The 23523-nt window shown below is 70.4% G+C and carries 20 protein-coding genes; 12 read left to right on the forward strand and 8 right to left on the reverse strand.

Going from position 1 to position 23523, the window contains the following annotated elements; genetic code table 11:
• Nucleotides 1-16: 16 nt before the first annotated feature.
• Nucleotides 17-2215, reverse strand: coding sequence for a glycoside hydrolase domain-containing protein (locus ACN20J_RS23555; protein WP_189844042.1), 2199 nt, complete (start codon nucleotides 2213-2215; stop codon nucleotides 17-19).
• Between the two features lie 523 nt (nucleotides 2216-2738).
• Between ACN20J_RS23555 and ACN20J_RS23560 the strand changes: the two genes are divergently transcribed.
• The 7 genes from ACN20J_RS23560 (at nucleotide 2739) to ACN20J_RS23590 (ending at nucleotide 12782) form a co-directional block, all read left to right on the forward strand.
• Complete coding sequence (locus tag ACN20J_RS23560; RefSeq protein ID WP_419668938.1) at nucleotides 2739-4043, forward strand: FG-GAP repeat domain-containing protein; 1305 nt, start codon at nucleotides 2739-2741, stop codon at nucleotides 4041-4043.
• Nucleotides 4043-5512, forward strand: coding sequence for an FG-GAP and VCBS repeat-containing protein (locus ACN20J_RS23565; protein ID WP_419666698.1), 1470 nt, complete (start codon nucleotides 4043-4045; stop codon nucleotides 5510-5512). The genes ACN20J_RS23560 and ACN20J_RS23565 overlap by 1 nt, the downstream gene beginning before the upstream one ends.
• A gap of 330 nt (nucleotides 5513-5842) precedes the next feature.
• Nucleotides 5843-7321: a VCBS repeat-containing protein gene (locus tag ACN20J_RS23570; RefSeq protein ID WP_419666699.1), complete on the forward strand. Its 1479-nt coding sequence runs from the start codon at nucleotides 5843-5845 to the stop codon at nucleotides 7319-7321.
• 98 nt (nucleotides 7322-7419) lie between these two features.
• Nucleotides 7420-8877 (forward strand): VCBS repeat-containing protein, encoded by a 1458-nt coding sequence (locus tag ACN20J_RS23575; RefSeq protein ID WP_419666700.1) that lies wholly within the window; start codon nucleotides 7420-7422, stop codon nucleotides 8875-8877.
• A 185-nt stretch (nucleotides 8878-9062) separates the two neighbouring features.
• A complete protein-coding gene (locus ACN20J_RS23580; protein WP_419666701.1) occupies nucleotides 9063-10523 on the forward strand; it encodes an FG-GAP-like repeat-containing protein in 1461 nt (486 codons plus the stop codon).
• Nucleotides 10524-10590: 67 nt separating this feature from the next.
• Nucleotides 10591-11964, forward strand: coding sequence for an FG-GAP and VCBS repeat-containing protein (locus ACN20J_RS23585; RefSeq protein WP_419666702.1), 1374 nt, complete (start codon nucleotides 10591-10593; stop codon nucleotides 11962-11964).
• Nucleotides 11965-12026: 62 nt separating this feature from the next.
• Nucleotides 12027-12782, forward strand: a complete 756-nt coding sequence (locus ACN20J_RS23590; protein WP_419666703.1) for a VOC family protein — start codon at nucleotides 12027-12029, stop codon at nucleotides 12780-12782.
• Here the strand turns inward: ACN20J_RS23590 and ACN20J_RS23595 are convergent.
• Together ACN20J_RS23595 and ACN20J_RS23600 are read right to left on the reverse strand one after the other, a co-directional pair.
• Nucleotides 12760-12999, reverse strand: coding sequence for a DUF397 domain-containing protein (locus ACN20J_RS23595; protein ID WP_419666704.1), 240 nt, complete (start codon nucleotides 12997-12999; stop codon nucleotides 12760-12762). The two genes, ACN20J_RS23590 and ACN20J_RS23595, sit on opposite strands and share 23 nt — an antisense overlap.
• 11 nt (nucleotides 13000-13010) lie before the next feature.
• Nucleotides 13011-13853 carry a helix-turn-helix domain-containing protein gene (locus ACN20J_RS23600; protein WP_419666705.1) on the reverse strand — a complete coding sequence of 281 codons (843 nt, stop codon included), beginning with the start codon at nucleotides 13851-13853 and terminating at the stop codon, nucleotides 13011-13013.
• 198 nt (nucleotides 13854-14051) lie between these two features.
• Between ACN20J_RS23600 and ACN20J_RS23605 the strand changes: the two genes are divergently transcribed.
• From ACN20J_RS23605 to ACN20J_RS23620, 4 genes are all read left to right on the forward strand, one after another.
• On the forward strand, nucleotides 14052-14444 hold the full coding sequence (locus ACN20J_RS23605; protein WP_361890375.1) for an ATP-binding protein: 393 nt from the start codon (nucleotides 14052-14054) through the stop codon (nucleotides 14442-14444).
• Between the two features lie 59 nt (nucleotides 14445-14503).
• Nucleotides 14504-14899, forward strand: a complete 396-nt coding sequence (locus ACN20J_RS23610; RefSeq protein WP_419666706.1) for a nuclear transport factor 2 family protein — start codon at nucleotides 14504-14506, stop codon at nucleotides 14897-14899.
• A 166-nt stretch (nucleotides 14900-15065) separates the two neighbouring features.
• Nucleotides 15066-16520 (forward strand): integrin-like protein, encoded by a 1455-nt coding sequence (locus ACN20J_RS23615; RefSeq protein WP_419666707.1) that lies wholly within the window; start codon nucleotides 15066-15068, stop codon nucleotides 16518-16520.
• Between the two features lie 60 nt (nucleotides 16521-16580).
• A complete protein-coding gene (locus tag ACN20J_RS23620) occupies nucleotides 16581-17597 on the forward strand; it encodes a Yip1 family protein (RefSeq protein WP_419666708.1) in 1017 nt (338 codons plus the stop codon).
• Nucleotides 17598-17614: 17 nt separating this feature from the next.
• Here the strand turns inward: ACN20J_RS23620 and ACN20J_RS23625 are convergent, their stop codons facing one another.
• The gene (locus tag ACN20J_RS23625) at nucleotides 17615-19057 is read right to left on the reverse strand and encodes an FAD-binding oxidoreductase (RefSeq protein WP_419666709.1); all 1443 of its coding nucleotides are present in this window, start codon (nucleotides 19055-19057) and stop codon (nucleotides 17615-17617) included.
• Nucleotides 19058-19214: 157 nt separating this feature from the next.
• Between ACN20J_RS23625 and ACN20J_RS23630 the strand changes: the two genes are divergently transcribed.
• Entirely contained in the window at nucleotides 19215-20444 is a 1230-nt protein-coding gene (locus ACN20J_RS23630) for a sulfite oxidase (protein ID WP_419666710.1), read from the forward strand.
• Here ACN20J_RS23630 and ACN20J_RS23635 read toward each other — a convergent pair.
• The 4 genes from ACN20J_RS23635 to dcd all read right to left on the reverse strand — a co-directional run bounded on the left by ACN20J_RS23635 (nucleotide 20335) and on the right by dcd (nucleotide 23493).
• Nucleotides 20335-21108 (reverse strand): hypothetical protein, encoded by a 774-nt coding sequence (locus ACN20J_RS23635; RefSeq protein ID WP_419666711.1) that lies wholly within the window; start codon nucleotides 21106-21108, stop codon nucleotides 20335-20337. The genes ACN20J_RS23630 and ACN20J_RS23635 overlap by 110 nt on opposite strands.
• 34 nt (nucleotides 21109-21142) lie before the next feature.
• On the reverse strand, nucleotides 21143-22114 hold the full coding sequence (locus tag ACN20J_RS23640) for a hypothetical protein (protein ID WP_419666712.1): 972 nt from the start codon (nucleotides 22112-22114) through the stop codon (nucleotides 21143-21145).
• Nucleotides 22115-22366: 252 nt separating this feature from the next.
• A complete protein-coding gene (locus ACN20J_RS23645; protein ID WP_190230676.1) occupies nucleotides 22367-22864 on the reverse strand; it encodes a phosphoribosyltransferase in 498 nt (165 codons plus the stop codon).
• A 53-nt stretch (nucleotides 22865-22917) separates the two neighbouring features.
• Nucleotides 22918-23493 carry a dCTP deaminase gene (gene dcd / locus ACN20J_RS23650; protein ID WP_189844028.1) on the reverse strand — a complete coding sequence of 192 codons (576 nt, stop codon included), beginning with the start codon at nucleotides 23491-23493 and terminating at the stop codon, nucleotides 22918-22920.
• Between the last annotated feature and the right edge of the window lie 30 nt (nucleotides 23494-23523).

Consider the following 23523-nt stretch of genomic DNA (forward strand, 5'->3'; position numbering starts at 1 on the left):
ACGCCCATGATCGGGGTCACTTGCTGCGGGACAGCTGGTTGTAGCTCTCGAGAACGTTGTAGAGACCGATCAGTTCGCGGCCGTACTGGGCGGCGTCGTCGCCGGTCCCGTTGTAGCGGGCCAGCAGGGCCTGGGTGTCGGCCAGGCCGGTGGTCAGGCTCGGCCGCGGCTTGTTGAGCTGGTGCGCGTTGTAGACCGTCAGATAGGCGACCGACCGGATGTTGTACGTCGGGTCCCCGTTGAGGTCCTTCCACACCCCCGGGATGTCGTCGTCGGTCAGCGGGCTGCCGTTGATGATGCCCTGCTGCATGCAGTAGTTGCGGGCGTCGATGGTCACCCAGGCGAAGATCTGGCCCCAGCCGGTGCTGCAGTCGTCGTCCAGACCGGCCTTGACCGCCTCGTCGGCGGCGACGTCCAGGGGGTTCATCTTGCGCAGCTCCCACAGGACGGGAGCCTGGATCAGCGCCTTGCGGAGCTTGAGCTGCCGCGCCAGCGACGTGAACAGCCAGTCCGCGCTCAGCACGAGTTCGTACGCCTTGGTGGTGGAGATGCCGCCGAGCGTGGCCCAGTCCGAGTCGGTCCAGCCGTCGCCGCCGGTCTCCGGGACTCCGATCGACTCCAGGTAGGTCTTGACGTCGGTCAGCATCGGGGCCTGGTAGGCGTCCTTGTCGAGGTCGACGTCCACGCCGTCGGTGTAGCCGCCGGGGTCGAAGTCGCCCTGGCCGGTGTCACGGCCCGAGGCGATGTTCTTGTCGATCTCGATCGAGCCGCTGCCCGAGCCGACGGTGAGGGTGGCGATCTGGTCGAACGCCCAGTTCGTCGGCATCGGGTAGCCGAGGTTGCCGGAGAAGCCGCTCGACATGTCCGACACGAAGCTCGTCGCCGAGTATCCGGCGTCCGCGATGCGCTGGCACACATTGCGCGGTCCGTAGACACCCACGCCGTAGCTGGAGTTCTCGCCGATGGTGCGCATCACGCCGCGGAAGTGCGGAACGATGTACTCGGTGACCTCGCCGTCCATCGCGTCGTAGTCGACCGCGAAGTAGATGATCGTGCCCGGCTTGAAGCCGTGGTACTGCGCCCAGTCGATCGCCTTGAACGCGTCGCTGGTGCCCTGGTTGTAGCTGAAGTAGTCCGCCGACCGGCTCCACGTCTGGAAGATCGGGAAGCAGCGCAGCCCGGCCTCCTTGATCGTGGCCAGCTCGCCGGGCTGGATCTGCTTCTCCGGCAGGCTCGTGGTCGACGGATTGAAGAGATACCGGCCGATGTACTGGTATCCGGCGTCCTTCAGGGCCTGCGCACGCGGCGGCGTGATCATCGTGACGCCGTCGCACGCCGTGCCGGGGCGGGACTGGTCGCCGTAGGAGACGAGCAGCGAGGCCCACGTCGGGAAGTCGCCGTTGCCGGTGACCGGGAGCTTCACGAACGACTGGAAGCTCTCCACTCCGGACTGCACGGTCGAGGTGAAGTTCCCGAAGGGCACATTGCGCTTGTTCAGGATCATGGCGGCGGTGAACAACTGCGCCCATACGCCGGTGGTTCCGTTGGAGACCGTGTGGGACTTCAGGCCCGACTGGGTGCCGGGTCCGAACACGCCGTTCGCGGTGCCGTCGGCCATGCCCAGCTCGTACTGGATCGCGAACAGCATCGACTTGGCGACGTCGCGGGAGTGGTATCCGTCGCAGGGGATGACGTAGAAGTCCTTGCGGAGGATGTAACGGCCGTTCAGCCACTGCTGGATGGACCGGATGGTGTCCGAGCCGCCGCCGATGGTGACGTAGGCGTCCATGTTGAACAGGCCCTTGACGACTTTCGGCCACAGGGAGCTGCCCGGGTAGGTGGCGCTCACACCCATGTTCTGGTTGAGCTTCTCGACGGCCGCCTTGACCCGGGCGTTGTACGTGCCGTCGATCTCGCCGCCGTCATAGCCCTTGCAGTAAAGAGCGGACTGAAGGATGCGGGCGAAATTCGCCGAGGGGACCGTCGTCTCGTCCAGCTTGCCGTACTTCGAGCCGATCGTGGCGAGCGTGGTCGGACCGAAGGAGTCCGACAGGGCGGTGATGCCCATCTCGTACTGGAGCGCTCTGGTCAGGGCGTACATCACGGGCCAGCCGGTGACCCCGTTCTCGTCCAGTTTGGATATGCCGAGTGTCGCGCCGTTGTTGTACGTCGTGTTCACGAACCGCTGGGCGAGACGGACCATCTCGTCGGCCATGAGCTGTCTCCTGACTTCTGGTGCGGGCGGAAAGTGGCAGGCAGAAGGGGGTCGGCAGGGAAGGTGAGTTGGCAAAAAAAATAGGGCGCCGGAGGAACCGACAGGAATGTTCATTGGCGCCGCCAATTTCTGCAAGCCATTACATCGGCGCGCCCAACTGCGGGTTGTTGCCAGACCTTTACCCGAATCGCTACAACCGTGACAGGTGACACACGGCCGGCCGGCGCCCCGATGTTTCACCCTTCACGGATCTCCGAGGACCTTCGAAGAAAACCCAGCAATGCCACCAATTCAGGCATGTGCACAATTTGCCTCTTCGGGCCGCAGCGCTCTCAATTCAGGGCGGATCCTCACGATCATCCGGAAGACCACATTCCGCATGTCCGAAGGTCACGAATTCAGCACGAACACCTCAACGTGTTACCACCATTTACCCTCGGCTCGAACAAGTGCATGATGACCGGCGTTGTTGTTTCCGGGTCGGATGAGGTTCGCGGTGAGTGGGCGAAGAGTGAGTGCGCGGATGGTGGCGGCCCTGACCGTGTGCATCCTCGGCGGCGGACTCGCCGTCGGATGCGGCCCGACCGCAGACAGCGGCGACGGGGGCTCGGCGGGCAAGCGTGAGCCCCTCACCGTCGCCAAGGCCCCCGCTCAGCTCCCCGTGCCGCTCGGCAAGGGCAGCAAGGCAGCTGACGACTTCAACGGGGACGGGCACCCGGACCTCGTCCTCAACGATCTCGTGAAGCGCGACAGCCACGGCGACGACGCCGGGATCGGCGTCGTCTACGGATCGGCGCGCGGGCTTGCCCCCGGCGCCCGGCAGTTGCTGAGTGCCGCCCGCAACGCGGCCGCCACCAAGGGGCAGTTGCCCGCCGTCTTCGACGCCGAGGCGAGCTGCGACCTCGACCGGGACGGCTACACGGACCTCGTCGTCTCGACGGACCCGCCGTTCGACGGGCAGGGTCAGCCGCCGGTCCCGCTGCAGATCCTCTTCGGCTCGGCCCGGGGGCTGGTCGGCAAGGCCGTGAAGCTGGCGATTCCCCCGCAGGCACGTTTCGGCAACGACTGGCCGGACCAGCCGGTGTGCGGGGACTTCAACAACGACAAGGCCGACGATCTCGTCGTGCACGCCTCCGACGGGCGGCTCAGCTATCTGCGCGGGCCCTTCACGCGCAAGGGCGCCCCGAAGGCGGCCGGTGCGCCGCTCGCCTCGCCGGGGAACGTGCCCACGCCACCGGCCGTGGACGTCGACGGTGACGGGTACGACGACCTGCTCGTCCGTACCGCCGAGGGTTCCGCCGCCTCCGCGTCCACCTCCTCCCTCGTGCCGGGCGGACCGACCGGGCCCGCCGGGACCGCGGTGGCCCTCCCCAGCGGTGTCGACGTCGCGTTCGGCCGGTTCGGGAAGGGCAAGGGGCTCGACGCGGCGATCGGCTCGATGACCGGGACCGCGCTGCGCTACGACGTTCCGGGCACCCTGCGCGGCAAGCTCGACGTCGCCGGAACCGTCCTGGACTCCGGGGACTTCGACGGGGACGGGCTGAGCGAACTCGTCTCCAGCGGTACGGAGTTGCGGGTCCTGAAGGGCCGTACGACGGGTCTGTCCAAGGCCGGGATGGTGACCGTGCCGCCGCCCGCCCGGGGGACCACCCGCGTGCTGAAGGTCGCCGACTTCGACGGGGACGGGCGCGCCGATCTGGCCGTGCGCACCTACCGCGGGGACACGAAGGACACGATCGCCGTGTACCGGGGCTCGAAGCAGGGCCTGCTCGCGCGGGAGCCCGAACTCACCTTCTCCACCTCGGAGTTCCTGGGCATGGAGAGCTGATGCCGCCCCGCACTTCCAGGACCGGTCCTGCGGCGGTGGTCGTCGCCCTGGTCGCGAGCCTTGCCGTGGCGTGCGGCGGTGACGGCTCCACGGACCGCCCCGAAAGCGGACCGAAGAGGCCCGCCGCCGGAAAGCCGTCCGACAATCCGGACCCCGGGGACTTCAACGGCGACGGCTACGACGACTTCGCGACCTTCGTGTACTCCCAGTCCAAGGACAAGAAGCGGTACACCGAGACGCTCGCGGTGGTCTACGGCTCCTCCGACGGCCTCAACAAGGCCTCGGCCCAACGGACTTCGGCGGGCGGGAAGGGCTCGGGCTTCGTCTCGGCCCCGCTGCGCACCGACCTCGACGGCGACGGCTTCACCGACCTGGTCGTCGCCCGCGGGAAGGCCGGCACCCCGCTCGGGACCTTCGCCCTCTTCGGCGGCGCCCGCGGTCTGGGCAAGGCCACCGAACTGGCCCTGCCCGACGGCTTCCAGCCGCGCGCCGCCGCCGACTTCGACGGCGACGGTTCCGTGGACCTGCTCGACGGCGGACACGGCGGCACGGGCGACCCCAGCGCGACCGGGCCTGGCTCCGACGGGCTGCTGCTGTACGGCCCCTTCGACCGCACCGGCACCCCGAAGCGGCGGGCCGCCCTCGACCTCGACCAGCAGGGGTACGCGACGCCCGAATCGGCCACCACCGGCGACTTCGACGCCGACGGGAAGGCGGAGGTGGTGTTCACGTACGACTTCGACGCGGAGGAGGACGAGAGCGCGCCCGAGAGCCTGTACATGGTCGGCTACTACGAGGGCGGCGCGGACGGACTCGTACGCGACACCTCGCTCGAACCGCGCATCAGCAAGGCGGTGGGCACCTTCGAGGGGCCGCGTACGCCCGCCGTCGGTGACGCGGACGGCGACGGCGTCGACGACCTGCTGCTGCCCACGCAGCTCACCGTGGCGCCCGCCGACATGCCCGCGGAGGGCGGTGCGCTGACCATCCTGTACGGGGCCAAGTCCGGGCTGGGGAGCGGGCGTTCGGAGTCCGTCATCGAGGGCGAGGGCGGGGAGAAGCGGCGGATCGACTTCGGGTCGTCGCCGGCCGTCGGGGACGTCAACGGCGACGGGAAGCCGGACGTCGTCGTGAACACGCCGGGCTATCGGGGGCACGACGGGAAGGTGACGTTGTTGCCCGGCGGGGCGTCGGGGGTGCCGTCCGCGGACGGGGAGCAGGCCGTCGATCCCCTGACCGACTGGTTGCCGGGGACGCCCAACCCGTACAAGTGGAACGAGTTCGGCCATCAGCCGCCGTTGCTGGACGTGGATGGTGACGGGCATGACGACGCGGTGGCGTTCGGGCCGTTGTGGGAGAAGCGGGCGGGGGCGTTTCTGGTGTTGCGGGGGAGTGGGGAAGGGTTCGGCCCGGGGAAGGTGCAGCTCCTTACGCCCGGGGATCTTGGGGTGCCGCTGCGGTTGAAGTGAGCGGAGGGGACCACGGCGGGGGATGTGTGTTGGTGCGGGTCGGACGTGGCTGGTCGCGCCCACGCGGCGGAGCCGCACAATGTCACAGCCCCGCGCCCCTGAAAGCCAAGGCCGCCGCAAGAGGCCCCGTATGCCCCAGTTAGCCCTCTGACCTCGGAAGTCGTCCTCAAAAACTTCCGCCCCCCGTACAACCCTGCCCCCTCCCCGTGGGTCTTCTGATCGCCAACCGCCCGTAAAGCCCAGGAGAACTCCGGGCGAATGCGGGTGGTACGCACCCCATTGACTGCGGGCGCCCGCCAGGCGTCCCCGCATGCAGCAGGAGAATCCCGCATGCACAAGCATCTGCGACTCACCCTCGCGACGGCGTCCGTTGCCGCGCTGACGGGGGGTCTGCTCACCTTCTCGGCGGTGACGGCAACGGCCGCCGACTCGACGACCGTGCCGCACGCCGACTTCAACGGCGACGGCGTCGGCGACGTGGCCTTCTCGGCCGCGGGCGCCTACGTGAACGGCCGCGCGACCGCCGGCCAGCTCGTCACCTTCTACGGCACCGCCACCGGAGTGTCCTCCGCCAAGCGGTCCACGCTCAGCCAGGACAGCGCCGGGGTCCCCGGCACCGCGGAGGCCGGTGACGCCTTCAGCGCGGAGACCGCGTACGCCGACTTCAACGGCGACGGGTACGACGACCTCGCCGTGTCCGCCCCGCGGGAGAAGGTCGGCAGCGACACCAACGGCGGCACTCTCGCCGTGCTGTGGGGCTCCGCGAGCGGCCTGACCGGCAAGGGCGTCACCGTCGCCGACCCGGCCGTCTCCGCGCACGACTACTGGGGCAAGAACCTCGCCGCCGGCGACTTCGACGGCGACGGCACGGCCGACCTGGCCGTCGGCAACTCCTCCAGCACGGTCTACGTCTACAAGGGCGGCATCAGCGCGTCCGGCACCGCCGTCGGCGGCCGGTACACGCTCAAGCCCCCGATCCAGTCGGGCGGCGACGCCAGTGGCCCGATCAACCTCACCGCGGGCGACGTCAACGGCGACAAGAAGACCGACCTGGTCATCGACGGCTTCGAGACCGGGACCGACTACGGCTGGGCCAGGAACTACTTCGTGCCCGGCGCCGCGAGCGGCCTCTCGATCTCCTCGGCGCAGATCGTGAAGCCGGGCGCGATCACCGCGATCGGCGACGTCAACGGCGACGGTTTCGGCGACATCGTCTCCGGCGCGTACTGGCACAACACGTTGAGCGACGGCACGACGGTCCCGGACTCGGCCTTCGGCGGCAAGGTGAACGTCACCTACGGCACCGCGGACGGCCCGGGCGCGACCACGGGCATCACCCAGAACACCGGCAACGTCCCCGGCTCCTCGGAGAAGAACGACTACTTCGGCTACGAGCTGGACCTCGGCGACATCAACGGCGACGGGTTCCAGGACATCGTCGTCACCTCCGCCGGCGAGGACCTGAACTCCATCACGGACACGGGCGCGGTCACCGTCCTGTACGGCTCGGCGAACGGCCTCAACACCGCTTCCGGCACTCAGTACTTCGCGCAGAGCACGGCGGGTGTGCCCGGCAGCGACGAGAAGAACGACGCGTTCGGCGCGGACGCGAAGCTCGACGACGTCAACGGCGACGGCCGGGCCGACCTGCTGGTCGGCTCGTACGAGAACGCGGGCAACGGCGCGGTGCTGTACATGCCCTCGAACGGCACGAAGATCACCACGACCGGCTCGCGGTCCGTCTCGCCGAGCAGCGCGGGTGTGTCGACGAGCGGCACGCCGTCGTTCGGCGTCAACTTCGCCGACTGAGTTCGCCGACCGAGCACGTCCCGTCCCTCTTTCACCATCCGGCGGGCCCCGCACCGAACTGGTGCGGGGCCCGCCGTCCCCCCTACCGGAGACCTCTCTTGCGCAAGCGCACGCTCCTCCTCGCCACGACGCTCACCACCGCCCTCACCACCGGGCTCCTGATCGCCCTCCCCGTCACCGCCTCCGCCGCCCCCGCGGGCCTGAAGGGCGACTTCAACGGCGACGGCTTCGGTGACGTGGCCTTCGCCGCGCCGTACGCCAAGGTCGGCGACCAGGGCATGGCCGGGTACGTGGCCGTCGTCTACGGCAGCGCGACAGGCCTGGACCCGGCCAACCACACGGTGATCGACCAGAGTTCGGCCGGTGTGCCCGGCACGCCGGAGGCCGAGGACGCCTTCGGTTCGGCGCTCGCGGTCGCGGACTTCGACGGTGACGGCTACGCGGACCTCGCGGTCGGCGCGTCCGGCGAGGACGTCGAGAGCGATGTCGACGGCGGCACGGTCGCGGTCCTGTGGGGCGGCGCGAGCGGCGTCGCGGGCGGTACGACGGTGAAGGACCCGGCGGCCGGCACGCACGACGAGTTCGGCCGCGTCCTGACGGCGGGCGACTTCGACGGCGACGGCAAGGCCGACCTGGCCGCGGGCACGACCGCCTCGCACGCGTACGTCGTCAAGGGCGGCTTCACCCGCTCGGGCACGACCGGCGCGGCGCAGCGGATCGCACTGCCCGAGACCACCCCGTACGGCGTCGACGCGATCAAGGCCGGCGACACGAACGGCGACGGGAAGGCCGACCTCGTACTGACGTACCGGACCGAGCTGACCGGGGACGGCCCCAACAGCTGGTCCAAGGGGGTCGCCTACCTCGGCATGTCCACCGGCCTGGAGACCTCCGTGCCGCGCGGCCTCGGCGGCGGCACGACCATCGCGATCGGCGACATCGACGGCGACGGCTACGGCGAGATCGCCCTCGGCAACGTCTTCACCGCGGAGGACGACCACTCCGGCAGCCTCGGCGGCAAGGTGACGGTGGTCCGCGGTTCGGCGGGCGGCCCGGTCAACGGCGACGCGCCCATGGCCGAACTCACCCAGGACTCCCCGGGCGTGCCCGGCGCGGACGAGGAGCGCGACGGCTTCGGCAGCGCGCTCTCCATCGGTGACGTGAACGGCGACGGCTACGGCGAACTGGCCATCGGCGTCATCTTCGAGGACATCGAGACCATCGAGGACACCGGCTCCACGGTCCTCCTCCAGGGCTCGGCGGACGGCGTCTCCGAGACCGGCGGCCGCACCCTCTCCCAGGCGTCCTCGGGCGTCCCGGGCAGCGCGGAAGCCATGGACTACTTCGGCTCCGACGTCCTCCTCACCGACGTCACGGCCGACGGCAAGGCCGACTACACGGTCTCCGCGAGCTTCGAGGGCGAGGGCGTCGGCGCGGTCACCGCGATGCTCTCCGACGGCACGGGCATCTCCTCCGCCGGCGACCGCGGCTTCGGCCCCGGCGCGTTCAACCTGCCTTACACGTACGGGGCCTTCGGCGCCGGCCTCACCAACTGATCCGGAGCACTCCCTCACCGTCGAACCGGGCCCGGCACCTCCCAGGCGCCGGGCCCGGTTTGCGCGTGTACGTCCCCTTGGCCACACCGAAAACACCAGCCACGGAAATTCACCAAACTTCCGTACAACCGTTCCCCCAGCTCCAAAGGTCTCCTTTGAGCCAACCGACCACTTTGGGAGATCTCTTGCGAAAGCGCACCTGCCTCCTGGCCGCCGCCATGCTCGTCTCGGGCCTGAGCCCGCTCGCCCTGGCCGCTCCGGCCTCCGCGGCCGCCGCCAAGTACGTCGACGACTTCAACGGCGACGGATACCGCGACCTCGCCGTCGGCGACCGCGGTGCCAAGGTCGGCGAGGCGCAGAACGCGGGTGCGGTCGTCGTCATATGGGGCACGGCCAGGGGGCTGGACCCCTCCAGACGTACGGTCGTCACCCAGGACAGCCCGGGCATCCCCGGCGCGGCGGAGTCGGACGACTACTTCGGTACGGACGTGACGACGGCCGACCTGAACAAGGACGGGTACGCGGACGTCGTCGCCACCGCGATCGGCGAGACCAACGACGGCCGCTCCGGCGCGTTCACCGTGCTGTGGGGCTCCAAGTCGGGCCTCACCCACGGCAGTTCGTACATGAACCCCCTCTACAAGGACCGCGCCTTCGCCAAGGACATCGCGGTCGGCGACTTCAACGCGGACGGCAGGCCGGACGTGGTCGCCGTCGACTCCGAGAACATCCTGTTCATGCGCGGCCCGTTCACCACGTCCGGCTCCCACGGCAAGGTGACCGACTTCGACCCGCGCGGCGGCGAGGAGATCACTCCGGAGACGGTGGTCGCCGGAAAGGTCACCAAGGACGGAACCGTCGACTTCGCGGTCCTCGGCAGTGAATGGGACACGGCCGTCGGGGCGTTCAGGGACACCGTCTGGTTCTACAAGGGCGGCTCCGGCGCCCCGAAGCGCACCAAGACGGTCAAGCTCCCGTCCTCCACGACCCTCGTGTCGAGCGGCGCGGCGATCGCCGACTTCGACAAGAACGGATACGGCGACCTGGCCATCGGTGCCGAACGCGCGGGCACCGGCGGCGCCGTGTACGTCCTGCCCGGCACCTCGACGGGCCCCAGCGGCTCGGTGAAGACCATCACCCAGGCCACGTCCGGCGTACCCGGCACCCCGGAGACCGGCGACGACTTCGGCGGCGACGTCTCGGCCGCCGACACCAACGGCGACGGCTACGCCGACCTCGCCGTGGGCACCCCGGGCGAGATCATCGCCGCGGAGACGTCCGCCGACACGGGCATGTCCGTCAAGGCGGGCGGCCCGCCGCCCCGCATGGCCGCCGGCGCGGTCACCGTCCTGCGCGGCAGCGCGTCCGGCCTCACCGGCAAGAACTCCCGCGCCTACGACTACAACACCGCGGGCATCGAGGGCGAACCCGGCGAGCGGGCCGCGTTCGGATACTCGGTCAGCCTCCGCGACTACACCCGCGACGGCCGCGCCGAACTGCTCGCCGCCGCCCCGTCGACGCCCCAGCGCCTGCACCTCCTCACGGGCACCTCGTCGGGCCCGACAGGCACCGGCTCCCAGGTCCTCACGCTCGCGAGCCTGGGCCAGACCGCTCTCACCAACTTCTGGGCCGAGCTGGCGGATTGACCGCGGACCGGTCCCGGACGGACCGGCTCCCCTCCCCCTCACACACTCCTCTGGAGACCTCCACCCGATGAAGCGCTCGTTGCGCACCACCACCGCCCTCGCCGCGATCCTGGCGGCGGGCGTAGCCCCACTGACCCTCACCACCCCCGCCTCCGCCGCCGCGGCCAAGTACGCCGACGACTTCAACGGCGACGGATTCCGCGACTACGCCGTCTACTCGGGCGGCGACAGCAAGGGCGGTGGTGTCGAGGTCACCTTCGGCACGGCCAACGGCCCCGGTACGCGGACCCAGTTCATCGACCAGGCGAGCTCCGGTGTGCCCGGCGCCGACGAGACGGACGACCAGTTCGGCGAGGTCCGCACCGCCGCCGACTTCGACAAGGACGGATACGGCGACCTCGCCGTGGCCGCCATCGGCGAGGACGTCGACGGCCGCAAGGACCAGGGCGCGGTCACCGTTCTCTGGGGCGGCCCGAACGGCCTCTCCGGAGGCACGACCGTCCCGGACAAGGCACCCAAGGACTCCTACAACCGGATGGGTTCCGACCTCGCCACCGGCGACTTCAACGGCGACGGCAAGACCGACCTCGCCCTCGTCAACGACGACAAGACGTACGTCTACCGCGGGGCCATCAACCGATCCGGCGTCCACGGCTCGGTCACGACCCTCGACAAGACGACGTCCTTCTACTCCACCGCCCTCATCGCCGGAAAGGTGAACGGCGACGGCAAGACCGACCTCGTCGTCATCGGCGACGTCGTCACCGACTCGTACATCGCCTCCGACGCCTGGTTCGTGAAGGGCGGCACCACCCTGACCTCCGGCAAGACCCTGCGCCTGGAGTCCCTGTCGGGCAACGGCGGAAGCACGGACCGCGGCGGCGACGGCGTCATCGCCGACTTCGACAAGGACGGCTACGGCGACATCGCGGTCGGCACCGCCGTCCATTCCAAGTCCAAGGGCCGGGTCTCGGTCTGGTACGGCTCGTCGTCCGGCCCCTCCACGAGCACCCGCATCACCCAGGCGACGAGTGGGGTGGCGGGCACCCCGGAGACGTACGACGAGTTCGGCTGGTCCGTCTCCGCCGGTGACGCCAACGGGGACGGCTACAAGGACCTGGCGGTCGGCGTGATCGGCGAGGCCATCAACGGCAAGGAGTACGCGGGCGGCGTCCACGTGCTGTACGGCCGCGCGTCGGGGCTGTCCGGCACGCGCTCACAGTGGTTCGCCCGCAACTCGGCAGGCGTACCGGGCGCGTTGGAGGAGGGCGAGCACTTCGGCTACGCGGTCCGCCTCCGCGACACGAACGCCGACGGCCGCGCCGACCTGTACGTACGCGGCAGCGTGAACACGCTGCGCCTGCCTGGTTCCCCGACGGGTGTCACCACGACGGGGGCGGCGTCCGCGGAGGAAAAGCTCATCGAGGGCACGCTCCAGTAGGACTCGCGGTTACCCTCGGGGAGTCATCAAGTTTGACTACCGCGACTGCCCGAGGGAGCCGCATGGCCAACGAGGTAACCATCCCCCTGCTGCCCTGCCGGTCGATCGACGAGATCACCGAGTTCTACGGCAAGTTGGGCTTCACCACGACCTATCGGCAAACCCGCCCGAACCCCTACGTCAGCGTCCAACGCGAGGACCTCCAACTGCACTTCGCCGGGATCGAGGGCTTCGACCCCGAGCAGTCGTACGGCTCGTGCGTGGTGATCGTCCCCGACACCGGGGCCATCCACCAGGCCTTCGCCGAGGCCATGCGGGCCGCCTACGGCAAGGTCCTCGTGTCCGGCATCCCGCGGATGACCAGCCCTCGCCGCCGCAAGAACACCGGCAAGCGGTCCGGCTTCAGCGTCGTCGACCCCGGCGGCAACTGGATCCGCTTCTTCCCGGCGACGGAGGACGAGGACGTACCGGACGAGTCCTCGTACCCCACGGGCAGGCTCACCAAGGCCCTGGAGAACGCCATCGTCCTCGGCGACTCCAAGGGCGACGCCCACCAGGCGGCCCGCATCCTGGATGCGACCCTGACGCGCGAGCGCGCCTCCGCCCACCCTGTCGAGCTGGTCGAGACCCTCGTCTACCGCGCGGAACTCGCCCTCCGCCTGGACGACGCACCCCGCGCCCGCGCCCTCCTGACCGAGGCCGACGGTGTCCCGCTGGGGGACGACGAGCGCGCCCGCCTCACCAACACCCTTGCGGTGGCGAGGGAGTTGGAGGGAGCACTGCCGCCTACGGGCCTTACGAACGAAGGTGCCGTATGAGGGCGGCGAGCCCGGCGCCGGTGGCGGCTATGACGGTGTCGGGCTCGTCGCTTTCGCGGAGGAGGAGGGTGTCTTGGCGTGCGGCGAGCTCCACGCAGTCGTCGCTGTCACCCCCGCCGGAGAAGGAGGACTTCTGCCAGGCGCCAATCTCAACGCAGTTGGGCGCATCCTCTCCGTCAGAGAAGGAAGACTTCTGCCACTGTATGACCGGTGTCATTGCGAGGCCCCTCAGGTGAACTGAGCAAGTCGGTGGATGAGGTCCCTCGACTCTACGACTCCCAGTGCCGCGCCCTCCACGGAGTTGATCACCCTGCGGTACACGTTGAGCTGCTCCTCCGCGTCGATGAACGTCCCGGCGTGCGGAGAGTCCAGCAGGACGGTGTCCAGTTGAGGGACAGGGCCGCCCGCAAGGAGCACCGGCGTGCCGATCAGCGTGAATCCGTCCACGTCGAACGGGACCACGCGCACGGTGACTTGGGGCCGCTCGGACTGCTCCAGGATGTGCAGCAGCTGACGCTGGGCCACCTTGCGGTCGGCCAACCTGACACGCAGGGCCGCCTCGTGGACCACCACCTCGTAGTCGGCCTCTTCGAGGACCTCCTGCCGCCGCAGGCGAAACGCAACACGCGTCTCGACCTGTTCCTCGCCGAGCGTGGACACGGGCAAGGCGTACGTCGCCCGCACCTGTTCCTCGGTCTGCAGCAGCCCGGGGATCCGCACATTCTCGAACGACTTCAAGTACGGGGCACGCTGCTCCAGTTCAGCCAGGTCGAGGAAGCCGGGCGGCAGCAGATCCCGGTACTTCTCCCACCAGCCACGCCCTCGCTCGGTCGCCATGCCCACCAGCGCCTCCACAAGCGCGGCGTCATCACACGCGTACTGGTCGGCCAGATGCCGCACACGCTCCGCGCTCACCCCGACCCGGCCCGCCTCGGTCATGGAGATCTTGCTCTCGGCGATGCCCGACGCCTGGGCCGCCTCCCTCGCGGTCAGCCCCGCCCGCTCCCGGAGCTTTCGCAGCTCCGCGCCGAGCCGTTGCTGGCGCGCGGTGACGATGCTCCTTGCAGGCATACAGCCCTTCCTTCCCGGCAGTTGGGACTACGAGTATTCCAGTTCACCTTGACCGGGGTGATACACCACCCCTACCGTAAGTGATGCAACGAACACTCTTCGGAGCGGAAGTGCATCCCCCCGTCATGCCACGCCATGCCGGGCCAGACAGAGCCACCGCCCCGACGACCCCCCACCCACTCCCCACCAGGAGACCGCATGCCCATGCCCACCCCCTGGGAGTACACCCTCTACATCCCCCACGACCCCCGAGCCGTAGGCATCTGCCGCCGCGCACTCCGCGACATCCTCACCAGCCACCACCTCCCCGCCCTCGTCGAACCGGCGGAGCTACTCGCCTCCGAGCTCCTCGGGAACGCCATCCGGCACACCGAGGGCCCCGCCGCCCTGAAGCTCAGACGGTCGGGGAACTCGTTCCGGCTGGGCGCGTGGGACACGGACCCCGCGCCGCCGACGACGAAGCCGGAGGACGACGAGACGGGCCGCGGCCTGCGGATCGTGCGCGCGTACGCCGACGACTGGGGCTGGTTCCAGGTCAACGGGACGGCGGGCAAGTACGTGTGGTGTGAACTCGGCACAAAAACCCAATAACGCGGGATAATCAGAATGTCGGCCATGAGACGCCAAGCAACAGAAAGGCGGCGATCACGATGGCTGAACACCCGAACGCAATGCTCGTCCGCAAGGGCTACGACGCTTTCACCAGGGGTGACATGGACACCCTGCGCGGCATGATGGCATCGGACTGTACGCACCACGTACCCGGTAGTCACATGCTCTCCGGCGACTACAAAGGGCAGGACGCGGTCATGGAGCTGTACGGCCGGCTCTTCGCGGAGACCAACGGGACCTTCCAGGTCGAGCTGAGCCACATCCTCGTCGACGGCCGGGGCCACGCCGTCTCCATGCACCGCTACACGGCCGAGCGCAACGGCAAGCGGATCGAGCAGAACGGCTGCCTCATCTTCCGGATCGTCGGGGACAAGTTCACCGACATCGACGAATGCCAGGAGGACATGGAGAAGGAGGCCGAGTTCTGGGCCTGACGCCCAACGGAAGGCGCATGCGCCAAGGAACCCGCACGCCCCACCGAACGCGCACGCCCCAGCGAACGCGCACGCGGCAAGGAATGCGCCCGGGGCCACAACCCCTGGCATCCTCCAGGTGTCACACAGGTGAACCACAGTCCCCGGTCACCACCCTGGAGCCCCCGTGCAGATACGGACGTACGCAATCGCCGCCACCGTCGCCGCGGCGGTCACCGCGGGCCTGACACTCGCGCCCACCGCGGCCGCGGCCCAACCCTCCCCCACCACGAGCGACTTCAACGCCGACGGCTACGCGGACCTCGCCGTCGGCGTCCCCGACGGAGCCGTCGACGGCAAGGCGAAGGCCGGATACGTCAACGTCGTGTGGGGCGGCCCGAAGGGGCTCGGCTCCCGCGGCAGTATCCGGGTCAGCCAGGCCACCGCCGAGGTGCCCGGCTCTCCGGAGGCGGGCGACCGGTTCGGCGCCTCCGCGGTTCTGGAGGACCTCAACGGCGACGGCATCGCGGAGCTGCTCGCCGGCGCCCCCGGCGAGGACGTCACCGACCGTGGCGTGGACGCGGGCATGGTCACCGTCGTGGGCGGCGCGAGGGGCGGCCCGAGCCACGGTTCCACGGCTCTCACCGGCCCGGCGGCGTCGGCGGCGTACGGCGGGTCGGTCGCGGCGGCCGATCTGACCGGGGACGGCAGCAGGGACATCGTGATCGGCGGCCGGGACAAGGTCGTGCTGCGCACGGCCGACGGCATCCTCACCACCGTCCTCACCGCCCCCATGGGCGGTCGCGCGCCCGTCCTCGCCACCGGCGACTTCACCGCCGACGGCACGGCGGACCTGGCGCTGGCGTACTGGACGGTCGACGCCCCGTTCACGCAGTCGCACGTACGGCTGTGGGCCTGGGACGCGGCGGAGCAGGGCATGGCCAACACCTGGAACACCGACAACGCCGGTGTCTCGGCCCTCGCCGCCGGGGACTTCGACGGCGACGGCAACGACGACCTGGCCCTCGGCGAGTGCCGCGAGATCGCCGACGAGAACATCGACGACCCGTGCGGTCCGGAGGAGTTCGCGAAGGGCGGCGGCATCCATGTCCACTACGGCAGCGGCCCGGACGGCTCGTTCGGCTATCGCGCGCAGACCATCGGCCAGGACACGGTCGGCGTGCCGGGCGTGGCCGAGACCGGCGACCGCTTCGGCGCCTCCCTGGCCGTCGCGGACGTGAACCGCGACGGCCGCGACGACCTGGTCGCGGGCGCCCCCGGCGAGGCGATCGGCACGCGGGCGGGTGCGGGCGCCGCGACCCTCCTCTTCGGCGGCGCGACCGGCCTGGTCGACGCCGATGGCGAAGGCCACTCCGTCGCGTACAACCAGGGCACCCCGCGCGTCCCCGGCGCCGCGGAGGCGGGCGACGCCTTCGGTGCCGCCGTCGCGACCGGTGACTACGATCACGACGGCAGGCCGGACATCGCGGTCGGCTCCCCCGGCGAGAACGCGAAGTCCGGCGGCGTGTGGGTCCTCCCCCGCGCGAGCGCCGACGGCTCCTACACGGTCACGCCCACCAAGCTCGGCCTCCCGGCCGCGTCCAGCGCGCTCGCGTACGGCCAAACCCTGAGCAGCCACTGAAAAGACCCCGAGAATCTCCCCGGAGAACCCATGTCGGTCCCCTGGGAAGTCCCTTAGGGGATGTCACAGCTCGGCAGCAAAGCCGGGCCCGTTGCCCCGGGCCCGGCACGTCACTGTGCGGGACCAGGTACGTTCGATTACGTGGCTGGATTCAGGATCGGACGCGGCCGGGACAACCGCACGCAGCAGGCGCACCCGCAACAACAGGCGCGGCAGCAGCCTTACGGACAGCAGGCCCCCCAGGGCGGCCCGTCGTACGGCTATCCCCCCGCGCCCCAGCCGTACCCGCAGCAGCATCAGCAGCGGTACGGCAATGGCGGCGGTGGCGGTGGCAACGGGCCGCAGCAGTGGCCCCAGACGAACGGGCACGGTGAGCCGGAGTACTTCGGCGACCACGACCATCATGGTCAGGGCCAGGGCCAGGACCCGTACGCGGCGAACCAGCCGGGTCACACCACGGCGTTCTCCGTCGGCGAGGACCCGTACAACCCGGGCGGCACGTACCGCGCGGGCCAGACGACCGCACCCCCGGTGGGCCCGCGGCTGCACTGGAAGGAACTGCTGACCGGCGTCATCATGCGCCCGAACCAGACCTTCCTGCAGATGCGCGACTACACGATGTGGGCCCCCGCCCTCATCGTGTCGTTCCTCTACGGCCTGCTGGCGGTCTTCGGCTTCGACGGCGCCCGCGCGGACGTCATAAACGCCACCCTGTCGAACGCGGTGCCGATCGTCCTGACGACGTCGATCGCGATCGTCCTCAGCGCGTTCATCCTGGGCGTGGTCACGCACACCCTCGCCCGCCAGCTCGGCGGCGACGGCGCCTGGCAGCCCACGGTCGGCCTCTCCATGCTGATCATGTCGCTGACGGACGCGCCGCGACTGGTCGTCGCGATGTTCGCGGGCGGCGACGCGCCGTTCGTGCAGCTGCTGGGCTGGGCGACCTGGGTCGGGGCCGGCGTGCTCTTCACGCTGATGGTCAAGAAGTCGCACGACCTGCCGTGGCCCAAGGCCCTGGGAGCGTCGGCGATCCAACTGATCGCCCTGCTGTCGATCATCAAGCTCGGTACGTTCTAGCGCCTGTCCGACGGGCCCTAGGCGTCGCCCTGGGGCCAGTGCGCCGGCTCGATGTTCTGGTTGGCGTGGAAGAGGTTGTGCGGGTCGTAGGTCCGCTTCACCTCCGCGAGCCGGTCGTAGTGGTCGCGGTAGGTGGCCCTGACCCGCTCCTGGCCCTCACCCGGCCCGATGAAGTTCACGTACGCGCCGCCCATCGAGTACGGGTGCAGCTCCTCCCGGTAGTCCGTGCACCACTGCTTGATGAGCCCGGCGTTGTCCGGGTCCGGGTCGATGCCCGCGAAGACGCCCGACCAGACGGCGTCGCGGTAGGCCCACGCCGTGTCGAAGGAGCCGACCCGGGAGGCGGCCCCGTCGACCGGGTAGAGGTGCATGGTCGACAGGTCGGTCGGCAGGTTCTCGCCGTACTTGAGGTGGATGTCGACCGCCTCGTCGGTGATCCGGTCGAAGAAGTCACCGCTCCAGTACCACTGCAGGCCCTTGGGGATCAGCTCGTCGAACATGCTCTGCAGCGCCGGGTACGGCATCGGGCTGGTGAAGTGGAAGGCCGGGCGCCCGGCGTCGTTCACCACCGCGAGCGTCTCGTCCAGCAGCGCCAGGTCACCGGTCCAGCACCACACGACGGCACACATCCTGTGCCCGTGCAGCTCCTCGGGGAACGGCGGCCCGGGCGGCACGGAGAGCACCGCGTAGAAGCCGTTCAGGTCCTCGGGCGCCTGCGGCAGGAACTCCCGGTACCAGCGCAGCACTTCACGCGTGTGATCCACCGGCCAGACCGTGATGCCGACGCCCACGGAGTGCTGCGGGTGCAGCCGGTAGGTGAAGGACGTGACGATCCCGAAGTTCCCGCCTCCGCCGCGCAGCGCCCAGAAGAGGTCCGGGTACGAGGTCTCGCTCGCCGTGACGAAGCTGCCGTCGGCGAGGACGACGTCCGCGGAGATCAGGTTGTCCACCGTGAGCCCGTACTTGCGGGTGAGGTGACCGTGTCCGCCGCCGAGGGTCAGGCCGCCGACGCCCGTCGTCGACATGATCCCGGCGGGGGTGGCGAGACCGAAGGCGTGCGCGGCGTGGTCCAGGTCGCCGAGCGTGCTGCCGCCGCCGACCTGCGCGGTCTTCGCGACCGGGTCGACCCGCACCCAGCGCATCGGCGACAGGTCGAGGGTGACTCCGCCGTCCACCAGGCACAGTCCCGGGCCGCTGTGCCCGCCGCCGAGCACGGCGAGTTCGAGCCCGTGGTCGCGGACGAAGTCCACCGCGTTCATCACGTCCCCGGCGTCCGCACACCGCACGAAGGCGGCCGGCCGCCGGTCGATCATCGCGTTGTAGATCGACCGGGCCTCGTCGTACGCGCCGTCCTCGGGCGCGATGACCGGCCCGCGCAGTCCGGTCCGCATCGCCTCAAGGGTCGTACCGTCCAAACCGCCGCCGCTGTTGCCGGTGGTGCTGTCCGTGCTGCCGCCCATGACGATCGCTCTCCTCGCGAGGCCCGGTAGGTACGGTCCGTCCGCGATCGCACGTTTCATCCGCCCCAGGGCCGATATGTCAAGGGTCTCGCCGCTCGGCAGGACTGGCAATCGCGAGCGGGGTGCCCGGGCGGGGCGGGGGGAGCACCATGGAGCCATGGACGGCGACACGGACGGCGACACAGGCGGCGGCACGGACGGACGTGGACCTACGCGCGGGGCCGGCGGCTCACTGGCCGAGGTCAGCGCACCGGGCCGCGTGGCCGGGCCCGACGAGGGCATCAGCCAGGAGGAGCTGGGCCTCGCGGCCCGCAACCACGGCCTCCTCCTGGAGGCGCTGCGCCACGACGTGACCCCGCCCGGCCTGCACTACGTACTGGTCCACTACGACATCCCGTACGTCCCGCCCGCCGAGGCCGACACCTGGACGCTCACGGTGGGCGGCCTGGTCCGGGAGCCCCTGGTCCTGGACCTGTCCGCCCTGTACTCCCTGCCGCCCGTCACCCACCGCGTGACCATGGAGTGCGCGGGCAACGGGCGGGCCCGCCTCACCCCGCGCCCCGTGAGCCAGCCCTGGCTGGTCGAGGCGGTCGGCACGGCCGACTGGACCGGCGTACCCCTGCGGACGCTGCTCGCCGAGGCCGGGGTCGAGCCGGACGCCGTCGAGGCGGTCTTCACGGGAGCCGACCACGGCGTGGAACGCGGCGTCGAGCAGGACTACCGCCGCAGCCTGACGCTGGCCGACGCCACGGCCGCCGACCGGGAGGTCCTGGTGGCGTACGAGATGAACGGCGCCCCGCTCCCGCCGCAGCACGGCCACCCGCTGCGGCTGGTGGCCCCCGGCTGGTACGGCATGGCGCATGTGAAGTGGCTGCGGGACATCACACTCACCGACACCCCGTTCACGGGCTTCCAGCAGTCGGTGGCGTACCGCTACCGCCAGGACCCCGACGAGCCCGGCGCCCCGGTCACCCGTATCGCGCCGCGCGCGCTGATGGTCCCGCCCGGCTTCCCGGACTTCATGTCCCGCACGAGGGTCGTACGCCCCGGTCCACTGCAGCTGGAGGGCCGCGCCTGGTCGGGCCACGCGCCGGTGACGAAGGTCGAGGTCAGCACGGACGACGGCGGCTCCTGGCAGGAGGCGGAACTCGACCCGCCGGACGGCCGCCCGGGCCACGCCTGGTCGTGGCGCCACTGGCAGGCGCCCTGGACGGCGGCCCCCGGCACCCACGTGCTGACGGCCCGGGCCACGGACGCCGCGGGCAACACCCAGCCGGTCACGCAGCCCTGGAACCGGGGAGGCTTCGGAAACAACCTGGTGCAACGGATTCCCGTGCTGTGCGCACCGGTTGACGGGTCGTCATCCACACACTCCCGCCCGGCGTGAGGCAGACCGCACGCGGCCGGCGGAACCCGAGGGGCCGCAGCTGGTCCCCGTGCCGGGCGGAGAGCGTGACCGCGACGGCGGTGCCGCCCTCCTCGTCGACGGCACCCAGCCCGGGCGCCAGCAGGTCGGCGGCCACGGTGTGGTCCCAGGCGCTGGTGTCGTCCAGCGTGCCGACGACGACCACCTTCCAGTGGGACTCGTCGGGCTTCCAGCGGTCCGCGTCGGGCCCGGCCGACAGGAACAGGCGGTCCGGGCCGTCCGAGCGGTCCGAGCGGGCCGGGCAGTCCTGCGGGCCGAGGCCGAGCTCGCGGGAGAGCAGGCTGCTGAAGCGCCGGTCGGGCGGCTCGGCACCGGGGTTGGGAGGCAGCCAGACGGCCGCCGCGAGCAGCGTGCCGTCCTCACGCTCGGCCACCCACACCTGACCGTCCTCAAGGGCGTGATGGGCCAGCATCAGCCGCATGGCACGGCGGGCCCGGTCCCAGTCGACGGGGGCGGCGTCCGGGTGCGGCGGGACGTGCGGAACGGCTCCGGCGTCGGCCGGGGCGATGAGACGCGCCACGGCCGGTACGTCCACGAGTCCCGCGGCGCGCACGGTGGTCCGGGGCCGCAGCGAGAGAGGCGCCGCCATGGTCGAGGCGGAGACGGGGGTCAAGGCGGTGGTCATGTGTTGGTGTTCTCCTTCTCGGATTCTCGGATTCTCAGACGGCCCGGCTCGTGCCGGTGAGTTCGACGGTGACGGGGCGTACGCGCGCGGCGGACGGGAGCCCGGCGCGGAGGAGGCGGGTGGGGCGCGGTAGCCGGGGCTGATCGCGGGTGGCGGCGGGGGCGGAGGCGCGTCGGCCGGTCCGGTCCTGGTGGGACTGAGGACGACTGAGCAGGACCACGCCCCGGGCGGCCGCCACCGCACCGGCGAGGGCGATCAGGGTGCCGGTCGTGCCGTACTGGAAGCCCTCGCCGAGCAGACCGATGCCGATGACGGACGCGGTGACCGGGTTGACGAGGGTGAGCAGGGCCAGCGGTCCGCCGAGGCCGCTGCGGTACGCCTTCTGGGAGAGCAGCAGCCCGCCCGAGGCGAACGCGACGGTGAGCACCGCGACCACCGCCACGCTCCACGACAGCGTCGGCCCGACGGCGAGCTTCTGCGCCAGCGTGGAGCCGACCCCGGAAGCGATACCGGAGGCCGCGGCGAAGGCGAGCCCGCCGAGGGCCGAACCGCCCGAGGCGAAGCGGACGAGCACCGCGATGACGCCGAGGGCGACGAGCGCGACCGCGAGGACCTCGCCGGTCCCGAGGGTGTCGGCCGGCGCGCTCCCGGAGGCGGTGGCCGCCAGCAGCGCGGTAAGCCCCACAAGAGTCAGGGCCACCCCGCGCCACTGCGTACCGGAGGTCCGCCGCCGGGCAACCAGCGCCCCCAACGGCACCGCCACCACAAGGGTCAGCGCCCCGAGCGGCTGCACGAGGGTCAGCGGCCCGTACCGCAGCGCGACCACATGCAGCAGCGCACCGGAGGCGTTGAGCCCGACGGCCCCCCACCACGAGCCGCGCGCCAGCGTGCCCCGCAGATCAGCCGTACCGGCCGCGGTCCGCTCCTGAACCACGGCAGCCGCCGCATAACAGAACGCGGAGACCAGAGAGAGCGCGAGCGCGAGAACCACCGGACTGCTCATCATCGTGACCCGCCCTCCCTGCACCCGCGATCGATACGAAACGGTTTCGTACACGAACGCTACGGGGGCCACTAGCGAAACGCAAGCGTTTTTTTAAGGGCACGAAAAAACCGCCCAGGGCGACGGGGCCCTGAGCGGTTCATGGGTGCCGAGTGGAATGGGCGCCCCCTCAAGGGGCGCGGGGAACTGCGCAACCAGCCACAGCAACGGGGCCGTAGCCAAAAATCGGCCCCAGCGGAGCGCGAACGTGAAATGTCAGGCGTCGAGAACCTGGCCGGCCCGCTTCACCACAGGCGGCTCGACACTCCACGGGAAGTTGATCCACTCATCGGTCCGCTTCCACACGTACTCGCACTTCACGAGGGACTGCGACTTCTCGTAGATGACGGCGGACCGCACCTCCGCGACGGCGTCGACGCAGAAGTCGTACACGAGCTTCAGCGTCTTGCCGGTGTCGGCGACGTCGTCCGTGATCAGCACCTTCTTGTCGGAGAAGTCGATCGTGTTGGGCACGGGCGCGAGCATGACCGGCATGTCGAGAGTGGTCCCGACCCCCGTGTAGAACTCCACGTTCACGAGGTGGATGTTCTTGCAGTCGAGGGCGTACGCGAGCCCGCCGGCGACGAAGACACCGCCGCGGGCGATGCTGAGCACGATGTCGGGCTCGTACCCGTCGTCGGCGATGGTCTGGGCGAGCTCGCGGACGGCGAGACCGAATCGTTCGTAGGTGAGGTTCTCGCGCACGCCGCTCACGTCGCTCGGATCACTCATATCTCCACCCATGTCTCCACCCATGTCTCCGCCACTCACACCTGGGTCCGATGGAAGTTGAGGAAGGAGCGTGAGGCGGTCGGCCCGCGCTGCCCCTGGTAGCGGGACCCGTACCGGTCGCTCCCGTACGGGAACTCGGCCGACGAGCTGAGCTGGAACATGCACAGCTGCCCGATCTTCATGCCCGGCCAGAGCTTGATGGGGAGGGTCGCGAGGTTGGACAGCTCAAGGGTCACGTGCCCGGAGAAGCCGGGGTCGATGAACCCGGCGGTGGAGTGCGTGACAAGCCCGAGCCGCCCGAGCGAACTCTTGCCTTCGAGCCGGGACGCCAGATCGTCGGGAAGGGTGATGACCTCGTACGTCGACGCGAGGACGAACTCCCCGGGATGGAGGATGAACGGCTCGTCCCCCTCGGGCTCGACGAGCCGAGTGAGATCCGCCTGCTCGATGGACGGATCGATGTGCGGATAGCGGTGGTTCTCGAACACCCGGAAGTAGCGGTCGAGCCGCACGTCGACGCTCGACGGCTGCACCATGGATTCGTCGTAGGGATCGATCCGCACGCGCCCGGCGTCGATCTCGGCCCGGATGTCCTTGTCAGAGAGAAGCACGCCCCGAGGATACGCAGAGCGCCCGGGCCC

This window comes from Streptomyces sp. 2-1, assembly GCF_048564895.1.
GTDB lineage: Bacteria > Actinomycetota > Actinomycetes > Streptomycetales > Streptomycetaceae > Streptomyces > Streptomyces phaeochromogenes.

Bases quoted from the DNA above. Each gene is read 5' to 3' on its own strand.
- ACN20J_RS23630 (WP_419666710.1), top strand. From the start codon at position 19,215: ATGGACGGCGACACGGACGGCGACACAGGCGGCGGCACGGACGGACGT.
- ACN20J_RS23600 (WP_419666705.1), bottom strand. From the start codon at position 13,853: ATGCCTGCAAGGAGCATCGTCACCGCGCGCCAGCAACGGCTCGGCGCG.
- ACN20J_RS23610 (WP_419666706.1), top strand. From the start codon at position 14,504: ATGGCTGAACACCCGAACGCAATGCTCGTCCGCAAGGGCTACGACGCT.
- ACN20J_RS23560 (WP_419668938.1), top strand. From the start codon at position 2,739: ATGGTGGCGGCCCTGACCGTGTGCATCCTCGGCGGCGGACTCGCCGTC.
- ACN20J_RS23640 (WP_419666712.1), bottom strand. From the start codon at position 22,114: ATGATGAGCAGTCCGGTGGTTCTCGCGCTCGCGCTCTCTCTGGTCTCC.
- ACN20J_RS23595 (WP_419666704.1), bottom strand. From the start codon at position 12,999: ATGACACCGGTCATACAGTGGCAGAAGTCTTCCTTCTCTGACGGAGAG.
- ACN20J_RS23635 (WP_419666711.1), bottom strand. From the start codon at position 21,108: ATGACCACCGCCTTGACCCCCGTCTCCGCCTCGACCATGGCGGCGCCT.
- ACN20J_RS23590 (WP_419666703.1), top strand. From the start codon at position 12,027: ATGGCCAACGAGGTAACCATCCCCCTGCTGCCCTGCCGGTCGATCGAC.
- ACN20J_RS23625 (WP_419666709.1), bottom strand. From the start codon at position 19,057: ATGGGCGGCAGCACGGACAGCACCACCGGCAACAGCGGCGGCGGTTTG.
- ACN20J_RS23570 (WP_419666699.1), top strand. From the start codon at position 5,843: ATGCACAAGCATCTGCGACTCACCCTCGCGACGGCGTCCGTTGCCGCG.
- ACN20J_RS23605 (WP_361890375.1), top strand. From the start codon at position 14,052: ATGCCCATGCCCACCCCCTGGGAGTACACCCTCTACATCCCCCACGAC.
- ACN20J_RS23620 (WP_419666708.1), top strand. From the start codon at position 16,581: ATGTCACAGCTCGGCAGCAAAGCCGGGCCCGTTGCCCCGGGCCCGGCA.
- ACN20J_RS23585 (WP_419666702.1), top strand. From the start codon at position 10,591: ATGAAGCGCTCGTTGCGCACCACCACCGCCCTCGCCGCGATCCTGGCG.
- ACN20J_RS23555 (WP_189844042.1), bottom strand. From the start codon at position 2,215: ATGGCCGACGAGATGGTCCGTCTCGCCCAGCGGTTCGTGAACACGACG.
- ACN20J_RS23565 (WP_419666698.1), top strand. From the start codon at position 4,043: ATGCCGCCCCGCACTTCCAGGACCGGTCCTGCGGCGGTGGTCGTCGCC.